The following is an 18,825-nucleotide window of genomic DNA, read 5'->3' as shown; positions in this document are numbered from 1 at the left end:
CATAAGAATTCACAAAGTTTTCCAAAGTGATTCGGGGTTTCATGCGCGCTTTTCAGGTAACTTCACATACTCAACCGCCAGCAATTGCTGACGCGAAAGAGCCAGTTCCACAAGAAGGAGAGGTACTCTTGAGTATCGCAGCCTGTGGGTTGAATTTTGCTGATCTTCTTATGGCCAAGGGCACTTATCAGGACACACCCAACCCGCCATTCACCCTTGGTATGGAAGTATGCGGCACAGTTATAGCCCAAGGGCAAGGCGTTAGCAGCCCCACTATCGGAACGCGAGTAGCGGTATTTGGCGGCCAAGGCGGGCTATCCGAACGTGGTGTATTTCCCGCAGATCTGTGCACGCCAGTACCAGATGATATGCCTGCGGAGGCCGCAGCGGGTTTTATGGTTGCCTACGGCACATCCCACCTAGCACTAGCGAGACGCGCAAAACTGCAGGCCGGTGAAACTCTGCTCGTGCTTGGTGCGGCTGGTGGGGTTGGGCTCACCGCGGTTGAGGTCGGTAAAGCAATGGGTGCACGCGTCATTGCCGTTGCCCGCGGGCAGAAAAAGCTCAAAGCGGCGCAAGAGGCTGGTGCAGATCATTTAATCGATTGCGACGCCGATGATGTCAAAGAAGCCGTCAAAGCACTTGGCGGTGCTGACGTCGTTTACGACCCCGTAGGGGGTGACCTGTTCAAGGCAGCACTTGGCGCATGCAACCGCGAAGCACGTATTATCGTGATCGGCTTCGCAAGCGGAGATGTCCCCCCGATTCCCGCCAATATTCTTCTTGTAAAGAACATCAGCGTGATCGGTTTCTATTGGGGCGGGTATCTAAAGTTCAACCCAAGCGCGCTTACTGATAGCCTTACTGAATTGATGACATGGTATACCGAAGGTAGGCTCCGGCCGCACATCAGCCATGTCTTGCCGTTAGACCAAGCAGCAGAGGCGTTGGACCTGCTGCGCACCCGTAAATCAATTGGTAAGGTCGTCGTTACGCCATGACAGGTGCCTTTAGCGTGTAAAAACCATCACGCACAAATTTAGCCAGATCGTGGATGACAGGCCCCTGATCAAGGTTGGCCTGATAAAGATTCACATTCATGTCGCGTAAGCTCGGTAAATGCCCGCCGTGTTCGATTCGCTCTAGATGGCGGGGTTCTGTGCCTTCAAGCATGGTATGCACAGCCAGATCGGCGCTCACAGTCGCCTCTATTGTACGACTAAAATTGCTTTCCACAGCCATTTCCCACGGGATACCCACCTCATCAAGGCGGCGCTGTACAAACTGGCGGAAGATACAGCTTTCCTCATAAGCTAAACGCAAAGGTCGCTTTTTCCACGCCTGCCCCTTTGGCGCCCCCACCCAGATCAGCGGAATCTTGGTGAGCGTCTCACCACCTTCTCCTACCGAATCCTCAGTAGTTAGAATGACGTCGATCGCACCGCGCCTAAAATCCTCGACCAAGCCGCGTGTGAACGATGATACTAAATTCACGCGAACACGCGGATATGCCGCCGCGAACCGCTGCAATACGACAGGTATAACCGGATAAACGATGTCATGCGGCACCCCAAGCGTGACTTCGCCTTCGTATTCAGTCGCCGTGAGCTTGCCATATACTTCGTCGTTCAGTTCAAGCATCCGGCGCGCGTAGCTTAGTAACAATTCCCCCTGAGGTGTCAGGCCAATGCTACGTGCCGACCGGTCAAGCAACCCGACACCTAGTGATTCTTCTAGGCGTTTCAATTGCATAGAGACCGCCGATTGCGTCAAGTTTAACAATCCTGCAGCCCGCGTCACACCACCAGTGTCCGCTACAGCAACAAATGAGCGTAAGGCCGTTGTGTCTAGATTTCGCGTCATATCAATATTCCTGATGATTAATAACTCAAACATTCATTTTCATTATGCACGCCAGTGAACTATCCATCAAGCATCGAAATGAAACTCACTCCAATCATCACGAAAGGACATACTATGACCGCTTCTATTCAAAGCAGCATTCAATGCATCCCATCGCGACGTGTCCGCCTTACCACGCGTTTACTGGGATATCTGCAAATAGCGCGCCAGCGCCGTCAGCTCGGCAAGCTCGATGACCATATATTATGTGATATTGGTGTCAGCAGGCACGAAGCAATGACCGAAGCAAACAAAGCCCCGTGGAACGTTCCCGGCCATTGGACGCAATAAATACACAATCGTACGAAATCAGCGTTGTTAACGCCCTAGGACCTTGAAAAAATAGCCATAGCTGCCAATATCGTGAGCAAGGGTTCTAACGATCGGAACCACGACATTAATTGGAGGTCACAATGGCACAATACGATTGGGCAGACACAGGCGCCGGCGCACGCACAAGTGCGATCGACGAGGGCCTGCGCGCTCACATGAACAAAGTTTACGCGACCATGTCGATTGGCATGGTTATTACGGCTGCGGCAGCATGGGCTATCGCAGGTCTGGCAACAACGACGGATCCATCAGCAGCCGTGTCTATGATGCGTAACGGCACAATGCTAACGGACCTTGGCGCACTGATTTACGGATCACCACTGCGTTACGTCATCATGTTCGCACCGCTGGCGTTCGTCTTTGGCCTTAGCGCGATGATCAACCGTATGTCCGCTGCAACAGCGCAGCTTGTGTTCTATGCTTTCGCTGCTGTGATGGGCCTCTCGCTTAGTTCAATTTTCCTTGTCTACACAGGCGCATCAATCGTTCAGATCTTCTTGATCACAGCGATTGCTTTCGCAAGCCTTTCACTGTGGGGTTACACCACGAAGAAAGACCTGTCTGGCTGGGGCACATTCTTGATGATGGGTGTAGTAGGCTTGGTTGTTGCGATGATCGTCAACATCTTCCTGCAGTCACCTGCAATCATGTTCGCGATCTCTGGCATCGGCGTTCTGATCTTTGCTGGCTTAACAGCGTATGACACACAAAAGATCAAAACTGACTACATTGCTCATGCCGCACATGGCGACAGCGAATGGTTGGCGAAATCTGCAATCATGGGTGCGCTGAACCTGTACCTTGATTTCATCAACATGTTCATCTTCTTGCTGCAGCTGTTCGGCAATCGCGAGTAAGCAAGATAGCATAGCAAACACAAAAGGCCGGCGGAAACGCTGGCCTTTTTTCGTTTATTCGCAAAGGTGTTACGATGCCCATCATTCGCGCCAAAGATGCTCAGCTAGATGAACCCGAAAAGACACACGCGGTCTTGGGCATCTATAGTGCCAGACTATTTAGCGACAGCGGTGGCTTAACGCAGCTTGGGGCATTCACAGAAACCCTGCCGCCCCGTTCAAAGTCATCACTGCGTCACTGGCATGCAACCGAAGACGAGATGATCTATATGCTAACAGGTACAGTCATCGTGCACGAAGGCCCCACCAGCAGCCCCCTACACCCCGGCGACAGCGTCACATTCAAAGCAGGTGTACCCGTCGGTCACTATCTAGAGAACATCAGTAACACAGACGCAACCTACTTGGCGATAGGGACACGCGCAGACAATGACATAATCACCTATCCCGACCACGACTGTGTGCTTCATTTCGATAGGACGACCGGGAAACGGCGCTATGTGACGCTGGATGGAGAGCCCACGGTGTCGCCCTACTAACAGCCGACTTCGTGTTTCAGATCCGATTCTAGCCCGGATTCGCCTGTGGCACAGTAGCTCCCATTCTCTAAGATAAGCCTGAAAAACTGCTGACCTTATGAGGTAAACCAAGAATACTGTGACTGAATAAAAGCAGATACAAAGTCTGCGCAATATAGGATTTGAACAGATGAAAGAAATATCGCTTTTCACCGTGATGTTTTTGATGGCTGGAACAATGGTTTCGGCAGGTTACACGAACTATGAAGATGGTAGCCTGCCTAATACGATCGCTCCACAATACCGCATCTGCTACGATGGCGTTTGTGACGAGACGCAGCTTTCTTTTCAATGCTCTAATATTAATGAGACACAGCAAGGGTTCGCAAATGGCTGGGCAACCTACTACACGTCGCCTCAATCAGGCACCGAGAGTTTTCGCGTAACTTGGCAGGGCCGCGTAATCGACGAAGACAAACACAGTAGATTATCCATTGAAGAAATCGTCCAGCTGACTGAGCCTACTTCCGAACGCAGTTCTGCCGCGCTGACAAGCTGCTTAGCCGTTACCGATAAAGCCATAAACTGCCTTGGTGCTGTTGGTGAAACTGAAGTCAAGGAGAATGCCTGCATTAAAGGCCAGGACCCAACAGACTGCTGGGCCGTTGAGGCCGCGGCATGGGACGCGCAATTGGCGTTAGAAATGGCCCTTGCGACAGAGTCCGTTGCAATAGATCAAGATTTTGCCAACGATCTGCAAGCGTCTCAAGATAATTGGCTCAACACGCGCAGCAGCGACTGCAAGGTATACTGGCCGCTATTGTTCACCCCCGATGGCGGTGCCACTTTTTGTCGTGCCGAATATACTGCAAAACGGATAGACTTTTTGCGCGATGTCGTTAGCGGTTTCGAATTCCAAGGATAACAACTGAGATAAAGTTCACTATCGTCACCGCACGGCTGGCAGGATTATGACAGCAATCGTTCGCGCAAACCCAGAGAGTTGACACTTCTGCACGCTTCGCGGGGACAAACATCAAGTCTTTAAAACAAAAAAAGCCACGCTATTGCGTGGCCTTTATTCGAACCAAAGGGACAATCAATTACTTGATCTTGCCTTCTTTGTATTCGACGTGCTTACGCACAACGGGGTCGTACTTTTTGATGACCATTTTTTCGGTCATTGTACGTGCGTTCTTTTTCGTGACGTAGAAGTGCCCGGTCCCCGCAGTGGAGTTCAGGCGGATCTTGATGGTGGTAGGCTTCGCCATGTCTCATCTCTCCTGGTTGCGGGCCGTCATCGGCGCTACGCATAAATATCATTGAGGCTGCCTTTTACGCCAGCCGCGCCCCGAGTCAACCGCAAAGACGCGCATTATATTGCTTCCCAAGTCAAATGATGCAGAATCATTTGGCATTCTGACCAACAGGGAAGCCAGATAGCATGCGAAAGCAATATCATTTGCGCACAATCGGATCAGATACGCACATCTGGGACGTACACAAACTGGTAGACGCGTCGGCCGATCTGCCGGTTCACGACATTCCAATAACCGATATTTCCGAAATTGATGAAAACTGGTGGTATCAAGAACCCGGTTCGGTGCCGACGCCGGTATCAATCGCACGACATATAAGGCTGGTTCAGCAGGCGGACCTGACCTATCCAATCATTCTATGCGCCAAGGGTCGGCTCATGGACGGCATGCACCGTGTCGTCAAAGCACTAAGCGAAAACCACAAAACCATTCGAGCCGTCCAGTTTCAAGTAACCCCACCCTACGACTTTCGTAATGTCTTGCTCGGTGATCTGCCCTATCCTGACGAACAGCCCTAAGCCAAGCTGAACCAGACAAGCCCCTACCAGTCACGCATGATATTTTTATTGCAGCATCTGATATTAAATGAAATTGGCAGTTAAACATCAGAGTAAAGGTCAGGTTATGGCATTTTCGATTGGCATCGGCCCCAACATCCGCAAGTCAGCCTATTTCGACGCAACAGTACGCGACGGCGTAAAAAGCTTTTCCGTCTACAATCACATGTATATTCCTGCCCATTTCGGCGACCCCGAAGCCGAATATGATCGCCTTATCTCTGGCGTGGCGATGTGGGACGTCGCAGCGCAGCGTCAGGTACAGCTGTCTGGCCCAGACGCAGGCAAGCTGGCACAATATCTAACACCGCGTAACCTGTCGGGCACCAAAATCGGTCAGGGCCGCTATGTCCCGCTGTGCGACCATCAGGGGTGGGTTATTAACGATCCGGTGCTTTTGAAGCTGTCGCAAGACCGGTACTGGCTTTCGGTTGCTGATAGCGACATCCACCTTTGGGCCGCTGCACTCGCTGCGGAAAAAGGCTGGAATGTCGAGGTATCAGAACCAGACGTATCGCCGCTTGCGATCCAAGGACCAAAGGCCGCGGATGTCGTCGCGTCGCTATTTGGCGAACAAATCCGTGATTATCGTTACTTTGGTTTCGAAGAAACATCACTGGACGGTATACCGCTGGTTTTGGCACGTTCAGGATGGTCCAAACAAGGCGGCTATGAATTATATCTCATGGATCGTAGCCGCGGCACCGAACTGTGGGACAAAGTCAAAGCAGCCGGCGCACCGTATGACATCGGTCCCGGTGCGCCCAACGACGTAGAGCGATTGGAAAGCGGGTTAATCTCATACGGTGCCGATATGCGCTGGCAAAACTACCGCGCCACACCATTTGAAATGGGTTTTGGCGGGTTGATTGATTTGACTTCGGATATCGAATTCGTCGGCAAAGCTGCACTTACGGCGCTAGCCCAGCAACCCAACCTGCGTCAACGCATTGGGCTTGTGATCGAAGGGAACCCTGCGCTACCGGGGCACCCCGTTAATTTAACCTGCAACGGCAAAAATGTGGGTTTTGTCAGTGAGCTAGCGTTTTCGAAACGGCTTGGCAAAACAATTGCCGTCGGCATGATCGCATCCAACCTTGCTGATACAGCGGATACGCTAGCGGTACACATCGGTGCAAAATCATATCCGGCTGATCGCCACATGATTCCGTTTATCAAATAAGGCTTTACGTTGACCGGAATGTGGGTGTCCAATGTAGATCAGATGATTTGCGCGGACGGCCTATAAGCCGGATCTTGTCCTTTGGGTTACCCCAAATGGATGACCATTCATCTACACCGCCTGTTACCAGACGGTCTCTAGCTGCCAACCCGGACTACTCGGGCTCAAGCATCCCTGCCTTACGGCGCGTAGTCCCTATTTGGCATTGCTCCCGGTGGGGCTTGCCGTGCCGCTTACGTTGCCGCTCGCGCGGTGGGCTCTTACCCCACCGTTTCACCTTAACCTTGGCTTTGACGAATGCGCACCATAGATGCGACCAAGGCAGTCTGTTCTCTGTGGCGCTTTCCCTAGGGTTACCCCCGCCGGGCGTTACCCGGCACCGTGCTTTTTGGAGTCCGGACTTTCCTCGGACGTTACCGCCCGCGGCCATCCAGCCATCCGCGCATAACGCAGTTAGGTGCTCGCGGCGTTCACGTCAACGGGGAAACGGCGCGCGAGATCGGTGATCATGCCAGCATCAGTTTCATCAAGTGGGCCCGTAGCCCAAGGACGGAATCGCATCCGAAACACCGATAGCAGCAAATCAGCATCATCCGTGGCCGTATATCCAAAGGATCGCATGCGCGGTGCAAAGAACTCAGGGTTCTCTGACGCAACCTCTTCGGGCCAAACTGCGAACCCCATCCGCGCAAGCCGACGCCAGTCGAATCGCGCGCCCGGATCAATCTTGCGCCCCGGCGCCATGTCCGAATGCCCGATGACACGTTCTGGGCGGATGCCCCAGCGTGCATTGATGCCTTTCAGCAGATCGGCCAGCGCATCCATTTGCGGGGCTGCAAAGGGGCTAAAACCATCATTGGCAATCTCTATCCCGATAGAGTGACTATTCACGTCTGTGACCGCCCCCCAGCGCCCTGCCCCGGCATGCCACGCGCGCAGCGCCTCTGGCACAAGCGACATCACTTCGCCGCTTTCTGCAATCAGGTAATGCGCGGACACTTCGTTGGCAGGATTACACAACGTATCGCGTGCAGCAGCTGCCGATTGCATCGCAGTATAATGCAGCACAACCATATCAGGCTGTGTAACACCACGCCGAGGCCCACAGTTGGGCGAATTATATGTGGTCAGTTTCAGTTGCCGAATGCCATCTTGAACGGTGCAGGGTCCCATCCACAGGCGAATCCGTCACCATCGGGATCAATCCCGCGACGATCTCGTTCTGGCCCGCCCCGCGAAAGAAAGTCGCGCTGCGCATCGTCTGGCGTTGCATAGGTTGCACAATTTCGTTGATAGCGCCCCTGTGTGGACAACAGCGAACGGCTATACCATTCCTGCCCTTTCACGTTTGGCGCATTCACCGCGTATTCAACGATGTTTGGTCCAGTATTGGACGGGCGATCTGGCACTGCTGTTGGCGCGACCTGTTCGCGTGCGGCTGCTTGTGCAGCACGCCGCGCAGCATCGCTTTCGATTGTTTCGCGACCAGACACCGCATCAAAGTTCTGCTCATCAGAGATACTGATGTTGTTTGCCTCAACAGCGGCTGGCTTTAGCGCCGACAGCGGTTCACGGTCAGTCTGGCTCGGTTGCGCCTGTCCAATACCCGCATTGGCAAGCTCAGAAGAAGCAATCGCTTGGGTGCCGGGCAGAGGTGCAGGGTCGTTACGTACAACCGAATTCACCTTTGCGGGTGGAATAATTGACGTCTGCGACGACGTTAACGCCGCCTCGCGACGCGCGCGCTCCAGTTCGTAGTTAGAGTAATCATCAAAACCAACGCCACGCGCACGTTGCGCATCTGTTGTCGCGCAAGCGCCCAACGCCAGAATGCTTAGCGCAATACCATAGCTAAATTTCATCGATGATCACCTGCTACTCAACATCTTCTTTTGAAGATAATTACCACCACTTGGTCGGTTTGGCTACAAAACCCGCTGTTTGCTCTAGGCTATAGGCCACATTCAGCAGATCGGCCTCTTCCCACGGACGCCCAATCAACTGCAAACCAAGCGGCAAGCCACTGGCATCAGTGCCTGTTGGCACAGCAATGCCGGGTAGACCAGCAAGGTTCACAGTGACGGTAAACACGTCGTTCAGATACATCTGAATCGGATCAGCATCCGTCATTTCACCCAAACCAAACGCAGCCGAAGGCGTCGTTGGCGTCAGAATCGCATCGACACCGTCAGCAAACACATTGTCAAAGTCGCGCTTGATCAACGCACGCACGCGGCGGGCGCGGTTATAATATGCATCATAGAAACCAGCGGACAACACATATGTACCGACCATCACACGGCGCTGTACTTCGTGACCAAAGCCTTCGGCGCGGGTCTTTTCGTACATTTCAGTGATGCCATCGCCTGCGTCTAGTTTCGCGCGGTGACCAAAACGAACGCCGTCATAGCGGGCAAGGTTTGACGATGCCTCTGCTGGGGCGATCACATAGTATGCTGGCAAAGCGTATTTCGTGTGCGGCAGGCTGATATCTTTGATCACAGCGCCCGCGTCTTTAAGCATGGCAGTGCCGTCTTCCCAAAGCTTCGCGATCTCTGCGGGCATACCATCCATACGGTATTCTTTGGGAATACCAATGACTTTGCCTTTGATGTCGCCAGTCAAGGCAGCCTCAAAATCGGGCACAGCCAAATCGGCGCTCGTGCTGTCTTTTGGGTCGTGACCACACATGGCTTGCAGCATGATAGCCGCATCGCGCACGTCTTTGGTCATTGGGCCAGCCTGATCAAGCGACGACGCAAAGGCGACAACGCCCCAACGTGACACGCGGCCATAAGTTGGCTTCAAACCAGTAATACCAGTGAAGGCGGCAGGCTGACGGATTGAACCGCCGGTGTCTGTACCCGTGGCCGCAAGGCAAAGGTCAGCAGCAACCGCGCTAGCCGAACCACCGGATGATCCACCGGGTGTCAGGTTGCGGTCGTCCACCTTCCATGGGTTTACGGCGTCGCCATAGACAGACGTCTCGTTTGACGAACCCATCGCGAACTCATCCATGTTCAGCTTGCCCAGCATCACTGCGCCGGCATCAAACAACTGTGTTGTGACGGTCGATTCGTATTCAGGTTTGAACCCTTCAAGGATGCGTGACGCAGCTTGCGAAGGCACACCTTTGGTACAAAATAGATCCTTGATACCCAGCGGGATACCACACATTGCTGGCGCATCGCCTGCTTTGATACGCGCATCAGCTGCAGCGGCCTGTTCGGTCGCAATTTCTGGCGTCTTGTGCACAAATGCGTTCAGGGCACCCGCATCTTCGATCGCCGTCAGACAAGTGGCCGTGATCTCAGCGCTGGATGTGTCACCCTTGCGCATTGCGTCACGGGCCTGCGCAATGGTCAGTTTTGTTAGATCAGTCATTATTCAACCACCTTCGGCACGGCAAAGAACCCTTCGCGGGCATCAGGAGCGTTCTTTAGAACTGCTTCTTGTTGATCGCCATCAGTAACAACATCTTCACGGCGCTTTAGGCGCTGCGGAGTGACAGATGTCATCGGCTCTACGCCTTCGACATCGACTTCATTCAGTTGCTCGATAAAGCCAAGGATCGCGCTGAATTCAGCGGCCAAAGCAGGCAGGGCATCGTCTTCCACCTTAATGCGGGCGAGTTTCGCCACGCGGCGGGCGGTTTCTGTGTCAATCGACATGGAACGCGTCTCCGGTAAATCTTTCACCCGCGTTTACCGCTACAAACTGCGGGTCGCAAGCATATGGCGGCTGTAAACGTGAATCATCCACGTCAACATTGCGGCATTCAGGCAATGCCACATAAAATGGGTCCCAATTGGGAAAGCGGCGCATAAGAATTCATCAAGCGAACGCAACGCGATAGACAAACAAAGCAATGCGCAGCCAATTGCAAACCCTTTGGCGGTATCCGGCAAACGCTTTCGCAGTGCGAAGGCATAAGCAAATAACAAAATCGGAACCGTCCAATAGAAATTGGAGATCCTGACAAATGGGATCGCATTCAGAACCGGAACGGTGATCGCGGCATACGGTACAAACAGTGCTGTCGCGAACATTGCGATGCGCGGCTCAAATCCCAAGACATCGCGATGCACCGCAAACAGGTATACCAAGATAAACACGCCAATCGGCGCGACGTCCGCAAGCGCCGCCCAAGCCGTGGCATGGGTATGAAACAGATAACTCCCAATCCCGATCAATGCCAAAATCACGCAAAGCGCGCGCGCCAATGGCTGGTCTTTCGTTCGCCGCCACATCATTGCGGCGCCAATAACAAAGGCGAGGTTCGTAAGCGCGTTTATCGGCTCGGACCAATAGGCCGCATCGGTGCGTTCACAATACCCATCGATTTGCGCAAGCCAATTCACTTAACGGGTACGCGTCGTGCCGCGAAAAAATCCATCAAGAGATCCTCCGATTCCCGTGCTGCGATTCTGTCATAGACCTCTGGCTTGTGATGGCACTGCGGGTGCGAGAATACGCGCGGCCCCTGCCCGACACCGCCAGACTTAGGATCAGCAGCACCGTAATACAGTCGCGCGATCCGCGCGTTACTGATTGCTGCAGCACACATCGGACACGGCTCTAAGGTTACATAGAGGTCAAACCCCGTCAGTCGCTCTTGGCCTAAGGCAGCGCAAGCCGCCCGGATCGCAAGCATCTCGGCATGGGCCGTTGGATCATTCAATTCGCGTGTGCGGTTGCCTGCTTGTGCAATCACACCATCTGGACCCACGATAACAGCACCCACGGGCACCTCACCACGCTCAGCGGCAGATCGTGCCTCGGCAAGGGCAATCTTCATGTAGCTACGAAAATTCATGTGAATGTGATGCCCCGACCAAGCACCCACTGGCAAGGGGCGATCAAAGCAGCTATGGGCATAGATATGACTAATGACACACCTTCGGGCGATCGCATCGCCAAAGTCCTTTCCCGCGCTGGCATTGCAAGCCGCCGCGAGGCCGAGCGTATGATTGCCGACGGCCGCGTGACCGTGAACGGCAAGATAATCGACAGCCCTGCGTTGAACGTAACCGCAAGTGACAAGATCACGGCTGATGGCAAATTGGTGGGCGAACCAGAACCGCCACGCATTTGGCTGTACCACAAGCCTACCGGCCTTGTGACGACGGAACGCGACGAACGCGACCGCCCGACTGTTTTTGGTGCCCTGCCCGAAGATATGCCCCGGGTAATGTCGATTGGCCGCCTTGATTTGAATTCCGAAGGCCTGATGCTGCTGACCAACGACGGCGGCGTCAAACGCAAGCTGGAACTGCCGTCAACCGGATGGTTGCGCCGTTACCGCGTACGGATCAAAGGCAGCGCAAGCGAAGCGAAGCTAGATCAACTGCGCGCCGGCATTGAGGTTGATGGTGTTAAGTACCAACCGATGATCGTTACCTTTGACCGCCAACAAGGCGCGAACGCATGGCTGACTGTATCCATCCGCGAAGGCAAAAACCGCGAGATTCGCCGCACGATGGAAGCAATCGGCGTGACCGTGAACCGGCTGATCCGCGTCAGCTATGGTCCGTTTCAACTGGGCGAGCTGAAGGCGGGCGAAGTCGAAGAAGTAAAACAGCGCGTGGTCCGCGATCAGCTGGGGCTGTCAAACAAACCAACACCAACGCGCGTTCGAAAACCGGTAAACCGGCCTAGCGCGGGGAAAAAACGGCGCAGTTGAACCCTTGTTCTGTTACTTTGCGTTGTGCATGGTAAAAGTAACAAAACTTTCTGGGGGAATTCGCTTTGGCCGACCTGCTGACGCTCGAAAACGCAACTAATTTGCTCATGCTTTGCTTTTTGCAGGCTGTTCTGGGCTTTGATAACCTTCTTTATATCTCAATCGAGAGCCAACGCGCCCCGGTAGCGCAGCAAAAATCGGTACGCACTTGGGGTATCATGATTGCTGTCGCGCTGCGCGTGGTGCTGCTGTTCACGATGATCAAGCTGATTGATGCATTGTCCGAACCCTTCTTTATCATGGACTGGGCTGGTGTGCTTGAAGGCGGCGTTAACTTTGCGACCATCGTGTTTGTCATTGGTGGTATCTTCATCATGTACACAGCGGTGAAAGAAATCGCGCACATGCTGTCGATGGATAACCTAGGCCATGACGTTCATGGAAAATCAGGAAAATCAGCTGCTCAGGTTGTCATATTGATCGTCATCATGAACCTGATCTTCTCGTTTGACTCGGTGCTTTCGGCGCTGGCGATTACGGATGTGTTCCCAATTCTTGCTTTCGCGATCATTCTTTCTGGCCTTGCGATGTTGCTGCTGGCTGATGGCGTGACGCGTTTCTTGGAAAAGAACCGTATGTACGAGGTGCTTGGCCTGTTTATCTTGCTGATCGTTGGAGTCGTTCTTTTGGGCGAAGCTGGCCCAGCCGCAGCCCACGCCGTTCACGACGACACGTTGAACATCAAGGTCTTTGGCAAGGATATCATCCCAATGTCTAAGTCTACATTCTACTTCTCTGTCGTCGTGCTAGTTGCTGTCGAAATCATCCAGTCGGGCTACAGCCGCAAACTCAGTGCACAGCGCCACGCTGAGCAGAAACACTAAGCCGGAGCAATGCAATGGCCCGCTTGTTCCTTGCTATCGCCCTTCTCGCAATCCTCGCGATTGCTGGATTGGCGCTGCTAGGAACAGTGCAGGCGGTGGCCCTATGGGCCCAAGGAAAGGAAGAAGACCAGATGCCGCAAACATTCAAGCGGATCAGTTATATTGTTCTCGTCATTCTCATGTTTGGTATCACTTCTGGCATGTTAGGGGCCTCTTGATGGCAAAGCGATTTGGCGGAAAATATAGCCCTGACGGCACGAATAATGCCCCGCGCGAGGCCGTTCTTGATATCAGAGGGGCCCGCGCGGCTAGGTCCCCTGCCCGGATATTATATGTTCCGGCAGTTATGCTGGTTCTAACTTCAATCAACGACGGTCCGGCGACATTAGTAGCCGCGCTCGTCGGTGGCGGCATTCTGACCCTTGCGGCTTGGCTGCTCCAAGAGGGGCTCGTCGCTGAGGCTGCATATAACGCCCGCAAGGTCGCCCGCCGCCCTGCATTGCCACGCAAGATGATGGCATCACTGCTGACCGGGATCGGGGTCGCAATTGCCGCTTATACAGGCGACACCGGAGTTATCGGTTCGGTTTTATACGGTGCTGCGGCACTTGGCCTGCATGTTGCGGCCTTTGGGATTGATCCGCTCGCGGACAAACGAATGGAAGGCATCGACGATTTCCAACAAGATCGCGTTGCCCGCGTCGTGGACAAGGCCGAAGCACACCTAGAAGCCATGCGCGGCCAGATCGACATTTTGAACGACCGTAAGCTCACAATGCGCGTCGCGACATTCCAAACTGTCGCCCGCAAAATGATCCGCACTGTAGAAGAAGACCCACGCGATCTAACCGGCGCACGCAAGTTCCTTGGCGTTTATTTGCAAGGGGCCCGCGACGCGACAACCAAATTTGTCGACCTGTACCAGCGCAAAAAAGACGAAAGCGCCCGTTCAAACTATGAGGCGCTGTTGGATGATCTGGAACAAAACTTTGCCGCGCGCACGGACAAGATGATGCTGGATGACCGTAGCGACATGGATATTGAAATTAACGTATTGCGTGACCGCCTCCAACGCGAAGGCGTCAGCTTGAAACCGAAAGGAAATGACGAATGACCGAGATTACCCGCCAAAAGGCCGAAGCGGCACTCGAAGAAGTGGCGAAAGTGACAGCCGTCGTTCTGCCTGAACCAAAAGGCGAACTGGTGACGCTTGAACAAGCCGACGCACCAACCAGCGCTGAAATTACCAAACGCATCGCGGAAATTGATGTGACTGACACCAATTCTATCGTGTCGTTTGGTTCTTCGGCACAGGCTGAACTGCAAGTCATCAGCCAAGAAATGCTAGCCGGTGTACGTAACAAAGATGTCGGCCCTGCTGGTGACAGCCTGCGCAACATCGTGACAACGATCCGCGGCTTCTCGATCTCTGAACTGGACGTGCGTCGCAAGCGTAGCTGGTGGGAAAAACTATTGGGCCGCGCGGCGCCAATGGCGAAATTCGTTGCCCGTTTCGAAGATGTCCAAGGTCAGATCGACCACATCACTGATGATCTGCTTGGCCACGAACATATCCTGCTAAAAGACATCGAAAGCCTCGATGTGCTTTATGACAAAACGCTGCAATTCTATGACGAATTGGCGCTGTATATCGCTGCTGGTGAGGCCAAGATCGCTGATCTAGACGCCACAACCATCCCAGCGAAAGAAGCTGAAGTGCAGGCAGCCCCAGAAGATCAGGCCGTGATGAAAGCGCAAGAACTGCGCGACATCCGTTCTGCACGTGACGATCTGGAACGCCGTGTGCACGATCTGAAACTGACACGTCAGGTGACGATGCAGTCCTTGCCATCTATCCGCTTGGTTCAGGAAAATGACAAATCGCTGGTCACCAAGATCAATTCGACCCTCGTGAACACTGTACCGCTTTGGGAAACACAGCTGGCACAAGCCGTCACGATCCAGCGTTCATCCGAGGCCGCAGAAGCCGTGCGCGATGCAAACGATCTGACCAACGAACTGTTGACCGCCAACGCTAAGAACCTGCGCCAGGCCAACCGCACCATCCGCGAAGAAATGGAACGCGGTGTGTTCGACATTGACGCCGTCAAAGAGGCCAACGCCAACCTGATCGCGACAATCAACGAAAGCTTAGAGATCGCAGACGAAGGCAAACGCAAGCGTGCGGAAGCCGAAGTTGAGATGCAGAAGATGGAAACTGAGCTGAAAGACACGCTCGCCGCAGCCAAAGCAAAGGCAACTGGCACTGGCGACGTGGTTGGCACCTCGGTCAATAGCTAAGAAAACATGGGGTTTGGGGGCAAATTGCAGTGTTTCGGCTTGCTCGTCACTTTGGCGGGCACGGCCGGATGCACGGCATTTGCCCCACCCCCACCTGAAATTCCCGAACAACCGGCACCCGAAGTAGTGACACCTGTTGCGCCGCCAAAGGTTGTCGAACCAAGCGAAGCCAGCAAGCAATTGACAACCTACTATAAGCGCCTGCAAAATGATCTTCTGACGCAGGGCCTATTGCGCGGTGATGGGGGCGGCCCCGACACCCAATTCACGGATACACAGCTGGCCCGCGATTTCGTACGTATCGCCCTGTTCAACGAATACCGTGACGACAGCGATTTTCGGAACGCCCACAGCACAGTTTCTAAGTTGCGGCGTTGGGATCAACCCATTCGGATGTCGGTCGAATTCGGCAGCACGGTGCCCTACGCCCAGCGTGATCAAGATAAGGCAAGCGTTCAGACATATGCTGCGCGACTATCGCGGCTGACTGGGGTGCCGATAACCTTTGATAATACCAACCCCAATTACCATGTCCTATTTCTGGGCGAGGACGACCGCCGCGCTTTCGAACCGAAACTACGCGAGCTGATCCCTACGATCTCGGATGCGACGGTGCGGGCGTTTGTTAATCTGCCTCGAGATCAGCTTTGTGTTGTCATCGGGACCTTTGTGCCCGGTCACTCTAGCTATACCAAAGCAATCGCCGTGATCCGCGCCGAACACCCGAACCTCATGCGTAGCGCCTGCATCCACGAAGAATTGGCACAAGGTATGGGTCTTGCCAACGATAGCCCCGGCGCGCGCCCCTCGATCTTTAACGATGACGAAGAATTTGCGCTGCTGACAACGCATGACGAATTGCTTCTGCAAATGCTATATGATCCACGTCTAGAAACAGGCATGGACCCCGCAACTGCTGCCCCCATCGCACGGCTCATCGCACGTGACCTGATGGCACAAGGGGCAAGCTGAACTGTTATAACTACGGAGGCCACGTAAATGGGCATTTTCGATTTTCTTACCGGCGAATTCATCGACGTTATTCACTGGACCGACAACACCCGCGACACGATGGTCTGGCGGTTTGAACGTGAAGACCACGAGATCAAATACGGCGCCAAACTGACGGTTCGCGAAGGTCAGGCGGCAGTATTCGTGCACGAAGGCCAAATGGCAGACGTATTCACGCCGGGGCTTTATATGCTTGAAACCAACAACATGCCCATCATGACCACCCTGCAACATTGGGATCATGGGTTTGATAGCCCATTCAAGTCAGAAATCTACTACGTCAACACTACTCGTTTTTCTGACCTGAAATGGGGTACCAAAAACCCAATCATGTTGCGTGATCCAGAGTTCGGGCCAACACGCCTGCGTGCTTATGGCACCTATACGGTTAAGGTCAGTGATCCGGCTGTGTTCTTGCGTGAAATCGTCGGTACCGATGGCGAATTCACAATGGATGAAATCAGTTATCAAATCCGCAACATCATCGTTCAGGAATTCAGCCGCGTGATCGCATCATCCGGCATTCCCGTTCTGGACATGGCCGCCAACACTGCTGATCTGGGCAAGCTGATTGCATCCGCGATCGACGGCACCATGAAACAATACGGTCTGTCTATCCCAGAACTTTATATCGAAAACATCAGCCTTCCCCCTGCGGTCGAGGCCGCATTGGATAAACGCACGTCCATGGGGCTAGCTGGTGATCTGGGCAAATTCACACAGTATTCCGCAGCCGAGGCAATGACGGCTGCCGCAAACAACCCGGCTGGCGGCGGTATGGCTGCAGGTTTGGGTGCTGGAATGGGTATGGCTATGGCTGGTCAAATGGCCCAACAAGGGCCTTGGGGTGCAGCGCCTGCACCGGCAGCGGCTACACCTCCGCCACCACCACCTGTTGAACACGTATGGCACATTGCGAACGCTGGCGAAGTGACGGGACCGTTTTCAAAGGCCGCCATGGGGCGCATGGTGACTGAAGGCACGCTTTCTCGCGACAGCATGGTCTGGACGCAAGGGCAAGATGGCTGGCTACAGGCTGGTGAAGTCATTGAACTTGCGCAGCTATTCACGATCATGCCACCACCGCCACCGGGCGCTTAACCTTTAGTGTGGCACGTTTCAGCGTGCCGCATCCTTTCCCTTTTTGCGTTTGACACAAAGTGCACACATGACCGCTGAACTCGTCTCCGAAGTCGAACACCGATTTCCGTGTAATACCTGCGGGTCCGACCTGCGCTTTGATCCCGGCGAACACCAACTGGTCTGCGACCACTGCGGAAATGTTGAGCCAATCGAAGGCTCGCGCCATGTTGCTGGCGGCATCAAGGAACTCGACTTTCGGGCGGGCCTTGATCATCGGCTGTCGAACGAGGAAATCGAAGAAGTCCGCGTGACCACCTGCCCCAACTGTGGGGCGCAGACAGAATTCGACGCTGATGTGCACGCTGCAGAATGCCCGTTTTGTGCGACACCAGTTGTCACCGATACGGGCACTCATCGACATATCAAGCCCCGTGGCTTGCTACCATTCGATCTGGACGAAGGGTCCGCGCGCGGGGCGCTGACGAATTGGCTGGGCAGCCTTTGGTTCGCACCAAACGGCCTTATGGAATATGCCCGCAAGGGCCGCAAAATGAACGGCATTTACGTTCCCTACTGGACATTCGATGCCGACACCAAAAGCAGCTATCGCGGTCAGCGCGGCACGCATTACTATGAAACAAAAACCGTGATGCGGGACGGCAAGCGTACCCAAGTACGCGTGCGCAAGACCCGTTGGCGGCCTGCTTCTGGGCGCGTTGCACGTTTCTTTGATGATGTGCTGGTGCTTGCCTCAAAGTCGCTGCCAAAGAGATACACTGATGGGCTAGAACCTTGGGACCTGTCGGCACTGGAACCTTACAAACCTGAATATCTGGCCGGGTTCCGCGCCGAAGGATATCAGGTCGAACTCGACGAAGGGTTTCAAGAAGCCCGCGTCTATATGGACCGTATGATCCGGCGCGACGTGAAATACGACATCGGCGGTGACGAACAACGGATCAGCTCTGTCGATACCAATGTCAGCGACGTGACCTTTAAGCATATCCTGCTGCCTGTTTGGTTGGCTGCGTATAAATACCGGGGCAAAACCTATCGGTTTGTCGTGAACGGTCGGACTGGCCGCGTTCAGGGCGAGAGGCCTTATTCCGCTTGGAAGATCGCATTTGCAGTTTTGATCGGTCTGATCCTTGCGCTTATCGCTGGATTTGTTATCGCTAACAGCCAGTAAGTATT

23 protein-coding genes and 1 other RNA gene are annotated in these 18,825 nt (G+C 54.0%); 15 read left to right on the top strand and 9 right to left on the bottom strand.

The features are described 5' to 3' along the window. The first annotated feature begins 41 nt into the window (after positions 1-41). Positions 42-1,001 (top strand): NADPH:quinone oxidoreductase family protein, encoded by a 960-nt coding sequence (locus CLV80_RS04085; RefSeq protein ID WP_106355102.1) that lies wholly within the window; start codon positions 42-44, stop codon positions 999-1,001. Here CLV80_RS04085 and CLV80_RS04080 read toward each other — a convergent pair. Then, positions 991-1,863 (bottom strand): LysR family transcriptional regulator, encoded by an 873-nt coding sequence (locus CLV80_RS04080; protein ID WP_106355365.1) that lies wholly within the window; start codon positions 1,861-1,863, stop codon positions 991-993. The two genes, CLV80_RS04085 and CLV80_RS04080, sit on opposite strands and share 11 nt — an antisense overlap. 114 nt (positions 1,864-1,977) lie before the next feature. Here CLV80_RS04080 and CLV80_RS04075 point away from each other — a divergent pair, with 114 nt between their 5' ends. The 4 genes from CLV80_RS04075 to CLV80_RS04060 all read left to right on the top strand — a co-directional run bounded on the left by CLV80_RS04075 (position 1,978) and on the right by CLV80_RS04060 (position 4,535). Then, on the top strand, positions 1,978-2,193 hold the full coding sequence (locus tag CLV80_RS04075; RefSeq protein WP_106355100.1) for a DUF1127 domain-containing protein: 216 nt from the start codon (positions 1,978-1,980) through the stop codon (positions 2,191-2,193). A 122-nt stretch (positions 2,194-2,315) separates the two neighbouring features. Next, the gene (locus CLV80_RS04070; RefSeq protein WP_106355098.1) at positions 2,316-3,092 is read left to right on the top strand and encodes a Bax inhibitor-1/YccA family protein; all 777 of its coding nucleotides are present in this window, start codon (positions 2,316-2,318) and stop codon (positions 3,090-3,092) included. 74 nt (positions 3,093-3,166) lie between these two features. Continuing rightward, positions 3,167-3,631 (top strand): cupin domain-containing protein, encoded by a 465-nt coding sequence (locus tag CLV80_RS04065; protein ID WP_106355095.1) that lies wholly within the window; start codon positions 3,167-3,169, stop codon positions 3,629-3,631. 169 nt (positions 3,632-3,800) lie between these two features. Then, positions 3,801-4,535, top strand: a complete 735-nt coding sequence (locus CLV80_RS04060) for a lysozyme inhibitor LprI family protein (protein ID WP_106355093.1) — start codon at positions 3,801-3,803, stop codon at positions 4,533-4,535. Positions 4,536-4,713: 178 nt separating this feature from the next. On the opposite strand, the gene rpmG is transcribed toward CLV80_RS04060, so the two are convergent. Further along, positions 4,714-4,881, bottom strand: coding sequence for a 50S ribosomal protein L33 (gene rpmG / locus CLV80_RS04055; RefSeq protein WP_008233681.1), 168 nt, complete (start codon positions 4,879-4,881; stop codon positions 4,714-4,716). Positions 4,882-5,054: 173 nt separating this feature from the next. Here rpmG and CLV80_RS04050 point away from each other — a divergent pair, with 173 nt between their 5' ends. Together CLV80_RS04050 and CLV80_RS04045 are read left to right on the top strand one after the other, a co-directional pair. Beyond that, entirely contained in the window at positions 5,055-5,447 is a 393-nt protein-coding gene (locus tag CLV80_RS04050) for a hypothetical protein (RefSeq protein WP_106355090.1), read from the top strand. 106 nt (positions 5,448-5,553) lie between these two features. Next, complete coding sequence (locus CLV80_RS04045) at positions 5,554-6,669, top strand: glycine cleavage T C-terminal barrel domain-containing protein (RefSeq protein WP_106355087.1); 1,116 nt, start codon at positions 5,554-5,556, stop codon at positions 6,667-6,669. 47 nt (positions 6,670-6,716) lie between these two features. Here the strand turns inward: CLV80_RS04045 and rnpB are convergent. The 7 genes from rnpB to CLV80_RS04010 form a co-directional block, all read right to left on the bottom strand. Next, positions 6,717-7,111, bottom strand: an RNA gene (gene rnpB, locus CLV80_RS04040) — RNase P RNA component class A. Between the two features lie 11 nt (positions 7,112-7,122). Beyond that, on the bottom strand, positions 7,123-7,842 hold the full coding sequence (locus tag CLV80_RS04035) for an N-acetylmuramoyl-L-alanine amidase (protein WP_511261307.1): 720 nt from the start codon (positions 7,840-7,842) through the stop codon (positions 7,123-7,125). Beyond that, entirely contained in the window at positions 7,803-8,531 is a 729-nt protein-coding gene (locus CLV80_RS04030; protein ID WP_106355082.1) for a hypothetical protein, read from the bottom strand. The genes CLV80_RS04035 and CLV80_RS04030 overlap by 40 nt, the downstream gene beginning before the upstream one ends. Before the next feature lie 40 nt (positions 8,532-8,571). Then, positions 8,572-10,053 (bottom strand): Asp-tRNA(Asn)/Glu-tRNA(Gln) amidotransferase subunit GatA, encoded by a 1,482-nt coding sequence (gene gatA / locus CLV80_RS04025; protein ID WP_106355079.1) that lies wholly within the window; start codon positions 10,051-10,053, stop codon positions 8,572-8,574. After that, complete coding sequence (gene gatC / locus CLV80_RS04020) at positions 10,053-10,340, bottom strand: Asp-tRNA(Asn)/Glu-tRNA(Gln) amidotransferase subunit GatC (protein ID WP_106355076.1); 288 nt, start codon at positions 10,338-10,340, stop codon at positions 10,053-10,055. The genes gatA and gatC overlap by 1 nt, the downstream gene beginning before the upstream one ends. A gap of 39 nt (positions 10,341-10,379) precedes the next feature. Continuing rightward, positions 10,380-11,030, bottom strand: a complete 651-nt coding sequence (locus tag CLV80_RS04015; RefSeq protein WP_106355074.1) for a ceramidase domain-containing protein — start codon at positions 11,028-11,030, stop codon at positions 10,380-10,382. After that, positions 11,027-11,485 (bottom strand): nucleoside deaminase, encoded by a 459-nt coding sequence (locus CLV80_RS04010; protein WP_106355072.1) that lies wholly within the window; start codon positions 11,483-11,485, stop codon positions 11,027-11,029. The genes CLV80_RS04015 and CLV80_RS04010 overlap by 4 nt, the downstream gene beginning before the upstream one ends. Positions 11,486-11,551: 66 nt before the next feature. On the opposite strand from CLV80_RS04010, the gene CLV80_RS04005 reads away from it, so the two are divergent. The 8 genes from CLV80_RS04005 (at position 11,552) to CLV80_RS03970 (ending at position 18,820) form a co-directional block, all read left to right on the top strand. After that, positions 11,552-12,352: a pseudouridine synthase gene (locus CLV80_RS04005; protein WP_106355363.1), complete on the top strand. Its 801-nt coding sequence runs from the start codon at positions 11,552-11,554 to the stop codon at positions 12,350-12,352. A gap of 65 nt (positions 12,353-12,417) precedes the next feature. After that, positions 12,418-13,236: a TerC family protein gene (locus CLV80_RS04000; protein ID WP_106355069.1), complete on the top strand. Its 819-nt coding sequence runs from the start codon at positions 12,418-12,420 to the stop codon at positions 13,234-13,236. A gap of 14 nt (positions 13,237-13,250) precedes the next feature. Then, entirely contained in the window at positions 13,251-13,454 is a 204-nt protein-coding gene (locus CLV80_RS03995; protein ID WP_106355066.1) for a hypothetical protein, read from the top strand. Further along, positions 13,454-14,350 (top strand): 5-bromo-4-chloroindolyl phosphate hydrolysis family protein, encoded by an 897-nt coding sequence (locus CLV80_RS03990; RefSeq protein ID WP_106355063.1) that lies wholly within the window; start codon positions 13,454-13,456, stop codon positions 14,348-14,350. Before CLV80_RS03995 ends, CLV80_RS03990 begins: the two co-directional genes overlap by 1 nt. Further along, on the top strand, positions 14,347-15,537 hold the full coding sequence (locus CLV80_RS03985) for a toxic anion resistance protein (RefSeq protein ID WP_106355061.1): 1,191 nt from the start codon (positions 14,347-14,349) through the stop codon (positions 15,535-15,537). The genes CLV80_RS03990 and CLV80_RS03985 overlap by 4 nt, the downstream gene beginning before the upstream one ends. A 6-nt stretch (positions 15,538-15,543) precedes the next feature. Then, positions 15,544-16,509: a DUF2927 domain-containing protein gene (locus tag CLV80_RS03980; protein ID WP_106355058.1), complete on the top strand. Its 966-nt coding sequence runs from the start codon at positions 15,544-15,546 to the stop codon at positions 16,507-16,509. 27 nt (positions 16,510-16,536) lie between these two features. After that, complete coding sequence (locus tag CLV80_RS03975; protein WP_106355056.1) at positions 16,537-17,649, top strand: SPFH domain-containing protein; 1,113 nt, start codon at positions 16,537-16,539, stop codon at positions 17,647-17,649. A gap of 67 nt (positions 17,650-17,716) precedes the next feature. Continuing rightward, positions 17,717-18,820 carry a TFIIB-type zinc finger domain-containing protein gene (locus tag CLV80_RS03970; protein ID WP_106355053.1) on the top strand — a complete coding sequence of 368 codons (1,104 nt, stop codon included), beginning with the start codon at positions 17,717-17,719 and terminating at the stop codon, positions 18,818-18,820. The last annotated feature ends 5 nt before the right edge of the window (positions 18,821-18,825 follow it).

Origin of the sequence: Yoonia maritima (genome assembly GCF_003003285.1) — a bacterium.
Classification (GTDB): domain Bacteria; phylum Pseudomonadota; class Alphaproteobacteria; order Rhodobacterales; family Rhodobacteraceae; genus Yoonia; species Yoonia maritima.
This window is presented reverse-complemented; position numbering and strand designations above follow the sequence as displayed.

Bases quoted from the DNA above. Each gene is read 5' to 3' on its own strand.
- CLV80_RS03995 (WP_106355066.1), top strand. From the start codon at position 13,251: ATGGCCCGCTTGTTCCTTGCTATCGCCCTTCTCGCAATCCTCGCGATT.
- CLV80_RS04050 (WP_106355090.1), top strand. From the start codon at position 5,055: ATGCGAAAGCAATATCATTTGCGCACAATCGGATCAGATACGCACATC.
- CLV80_RS03980 (WP_106355058.1), top strand. From the start codon at position 15,544: ATGGGGTTTGGGGGCAAATTGCAGTGTTTCGGCTTGCTCGTCACTTTG.
- CLV80_RS03990 (WP_106355063.1), top strand. From the start codon at position 13,454: ATGGCAAAGCGATTTGGCGGAAAATATAGCCCTGACGGCACGAATAAT.
- rpmG (WP_008233681.1), bottom strand. From the start codon at position 4,881: ATGGCGAAGCCTACCACCATCAAGATCCGCCTGAACTCCACTGCGGGG.
- gatC (WP_106355076.1), bottom strand. From the start codon at position 10,340: ATGTCGATTGACACAGAAACCGCCCGCCGCGTGGCGAAACTCGCCCGC.
- CLV80_RS04010 (WP_106355072.1), bottom strand. From the start codon at position 11,485: ATGAATTTTCGTAGCTACATGAAGATTGCCCTTGCCGAGGCACGATCT.
- CLV80_RS04005 (WP_106355363.1), top strand. From the start codon at position 11,552: ATGACTAATGACACACCTTCGGGCGATCGCATCGCCAAAGTCCTTTCC.
- CLV80_RS03985 (WP_106355061.1), top strand. From the start codon at position 14,347: ATGACCGAGATTACCCGCCAAAAGGCCGAAGCGGCACTCGAAGAAGTG.
- CLV80_RS04030 (WP_106355082.1), bottom strand. From the start codon at position 8,531: ATGAAATTTAGCTATGGTATTGCGCTAAGCATTCTGGCGTTGGGCGCT.
- CLV80_RS04045 (WP_106355087.1), top strand. From the start codon at position 5,554: ATGGCATTTTCGATTGGCATCGGCCCCAACATCCGCAAGTCAGCCTAT.
- CLV80_RS04070 (WP_106355098.1), top strand. From the start codon at position 2,316: ATGGCACAATACGATTGGGCAGACACAGGCGCCGGCGCACGCACAAGT.
- CLV80_RS04085 (WP_106355102.1), top strand. From the start codon at position 42: ATGCGCGCTTTTCAGGTAACTTCACATACTCAACCGCCAGCAATTGCT.
- CLV80_RS04080 (WP_106355365.1), bottom strand. From the start codon at position 1,863: ATGACGCGAAATCTAGACACAACGGCCTTACGCTCATTTGTTGCTGTA.
- gatA (WP_106355079.1), bottom strand. From the start codon at position 10,053: ATGACTGATCTAACAAAACTGACCATTGCGCAGGCCCGTGACGCAATG.
- CLV80_RS04075 (WP_106355100.1), top strand. From the start codon at position 1,978: ATGACCGCTTCTATTCAAAGCAGCATTCAATGCATCCCATCGCGACGT.
- CLV80_RS03970 (WP_106355053.1), top strand. From the start codon at position 17,717: ATGACCGCTGAACTCGTCTCCGAAGTCGAACACCGATTTCCGTGTAAT.
- CLV80_RS04065 (WP_106355095.1), top strand. From the start codon at position 3,167: ATGCCCATCATTCGCGCCAAAGATGCTCAGCTAGATGAACCCGAAAAG.
- CLV80_RS03975 (WP_106355056.1), top strand. From the start codon at position 16,537: ATGGGCATTTTCGATTTTCTTACCGGCGAATTCATCGACGTTATTCAC.
- CLV80_RS04035 (WP_511261307.1), bottom strand. From the start codon at position 7,842: ATGGGACCCTGCACCGTTCAAGATGGCATTCGGCAACTGAAACTGACC.
- CLV80_RS04060 (WP_106355093.1), top strand. From the start codon at position 3,801: ATGAAAGAAATATCGCTTTTCACCGTGATGTTTTTGATGGCTGGAACA.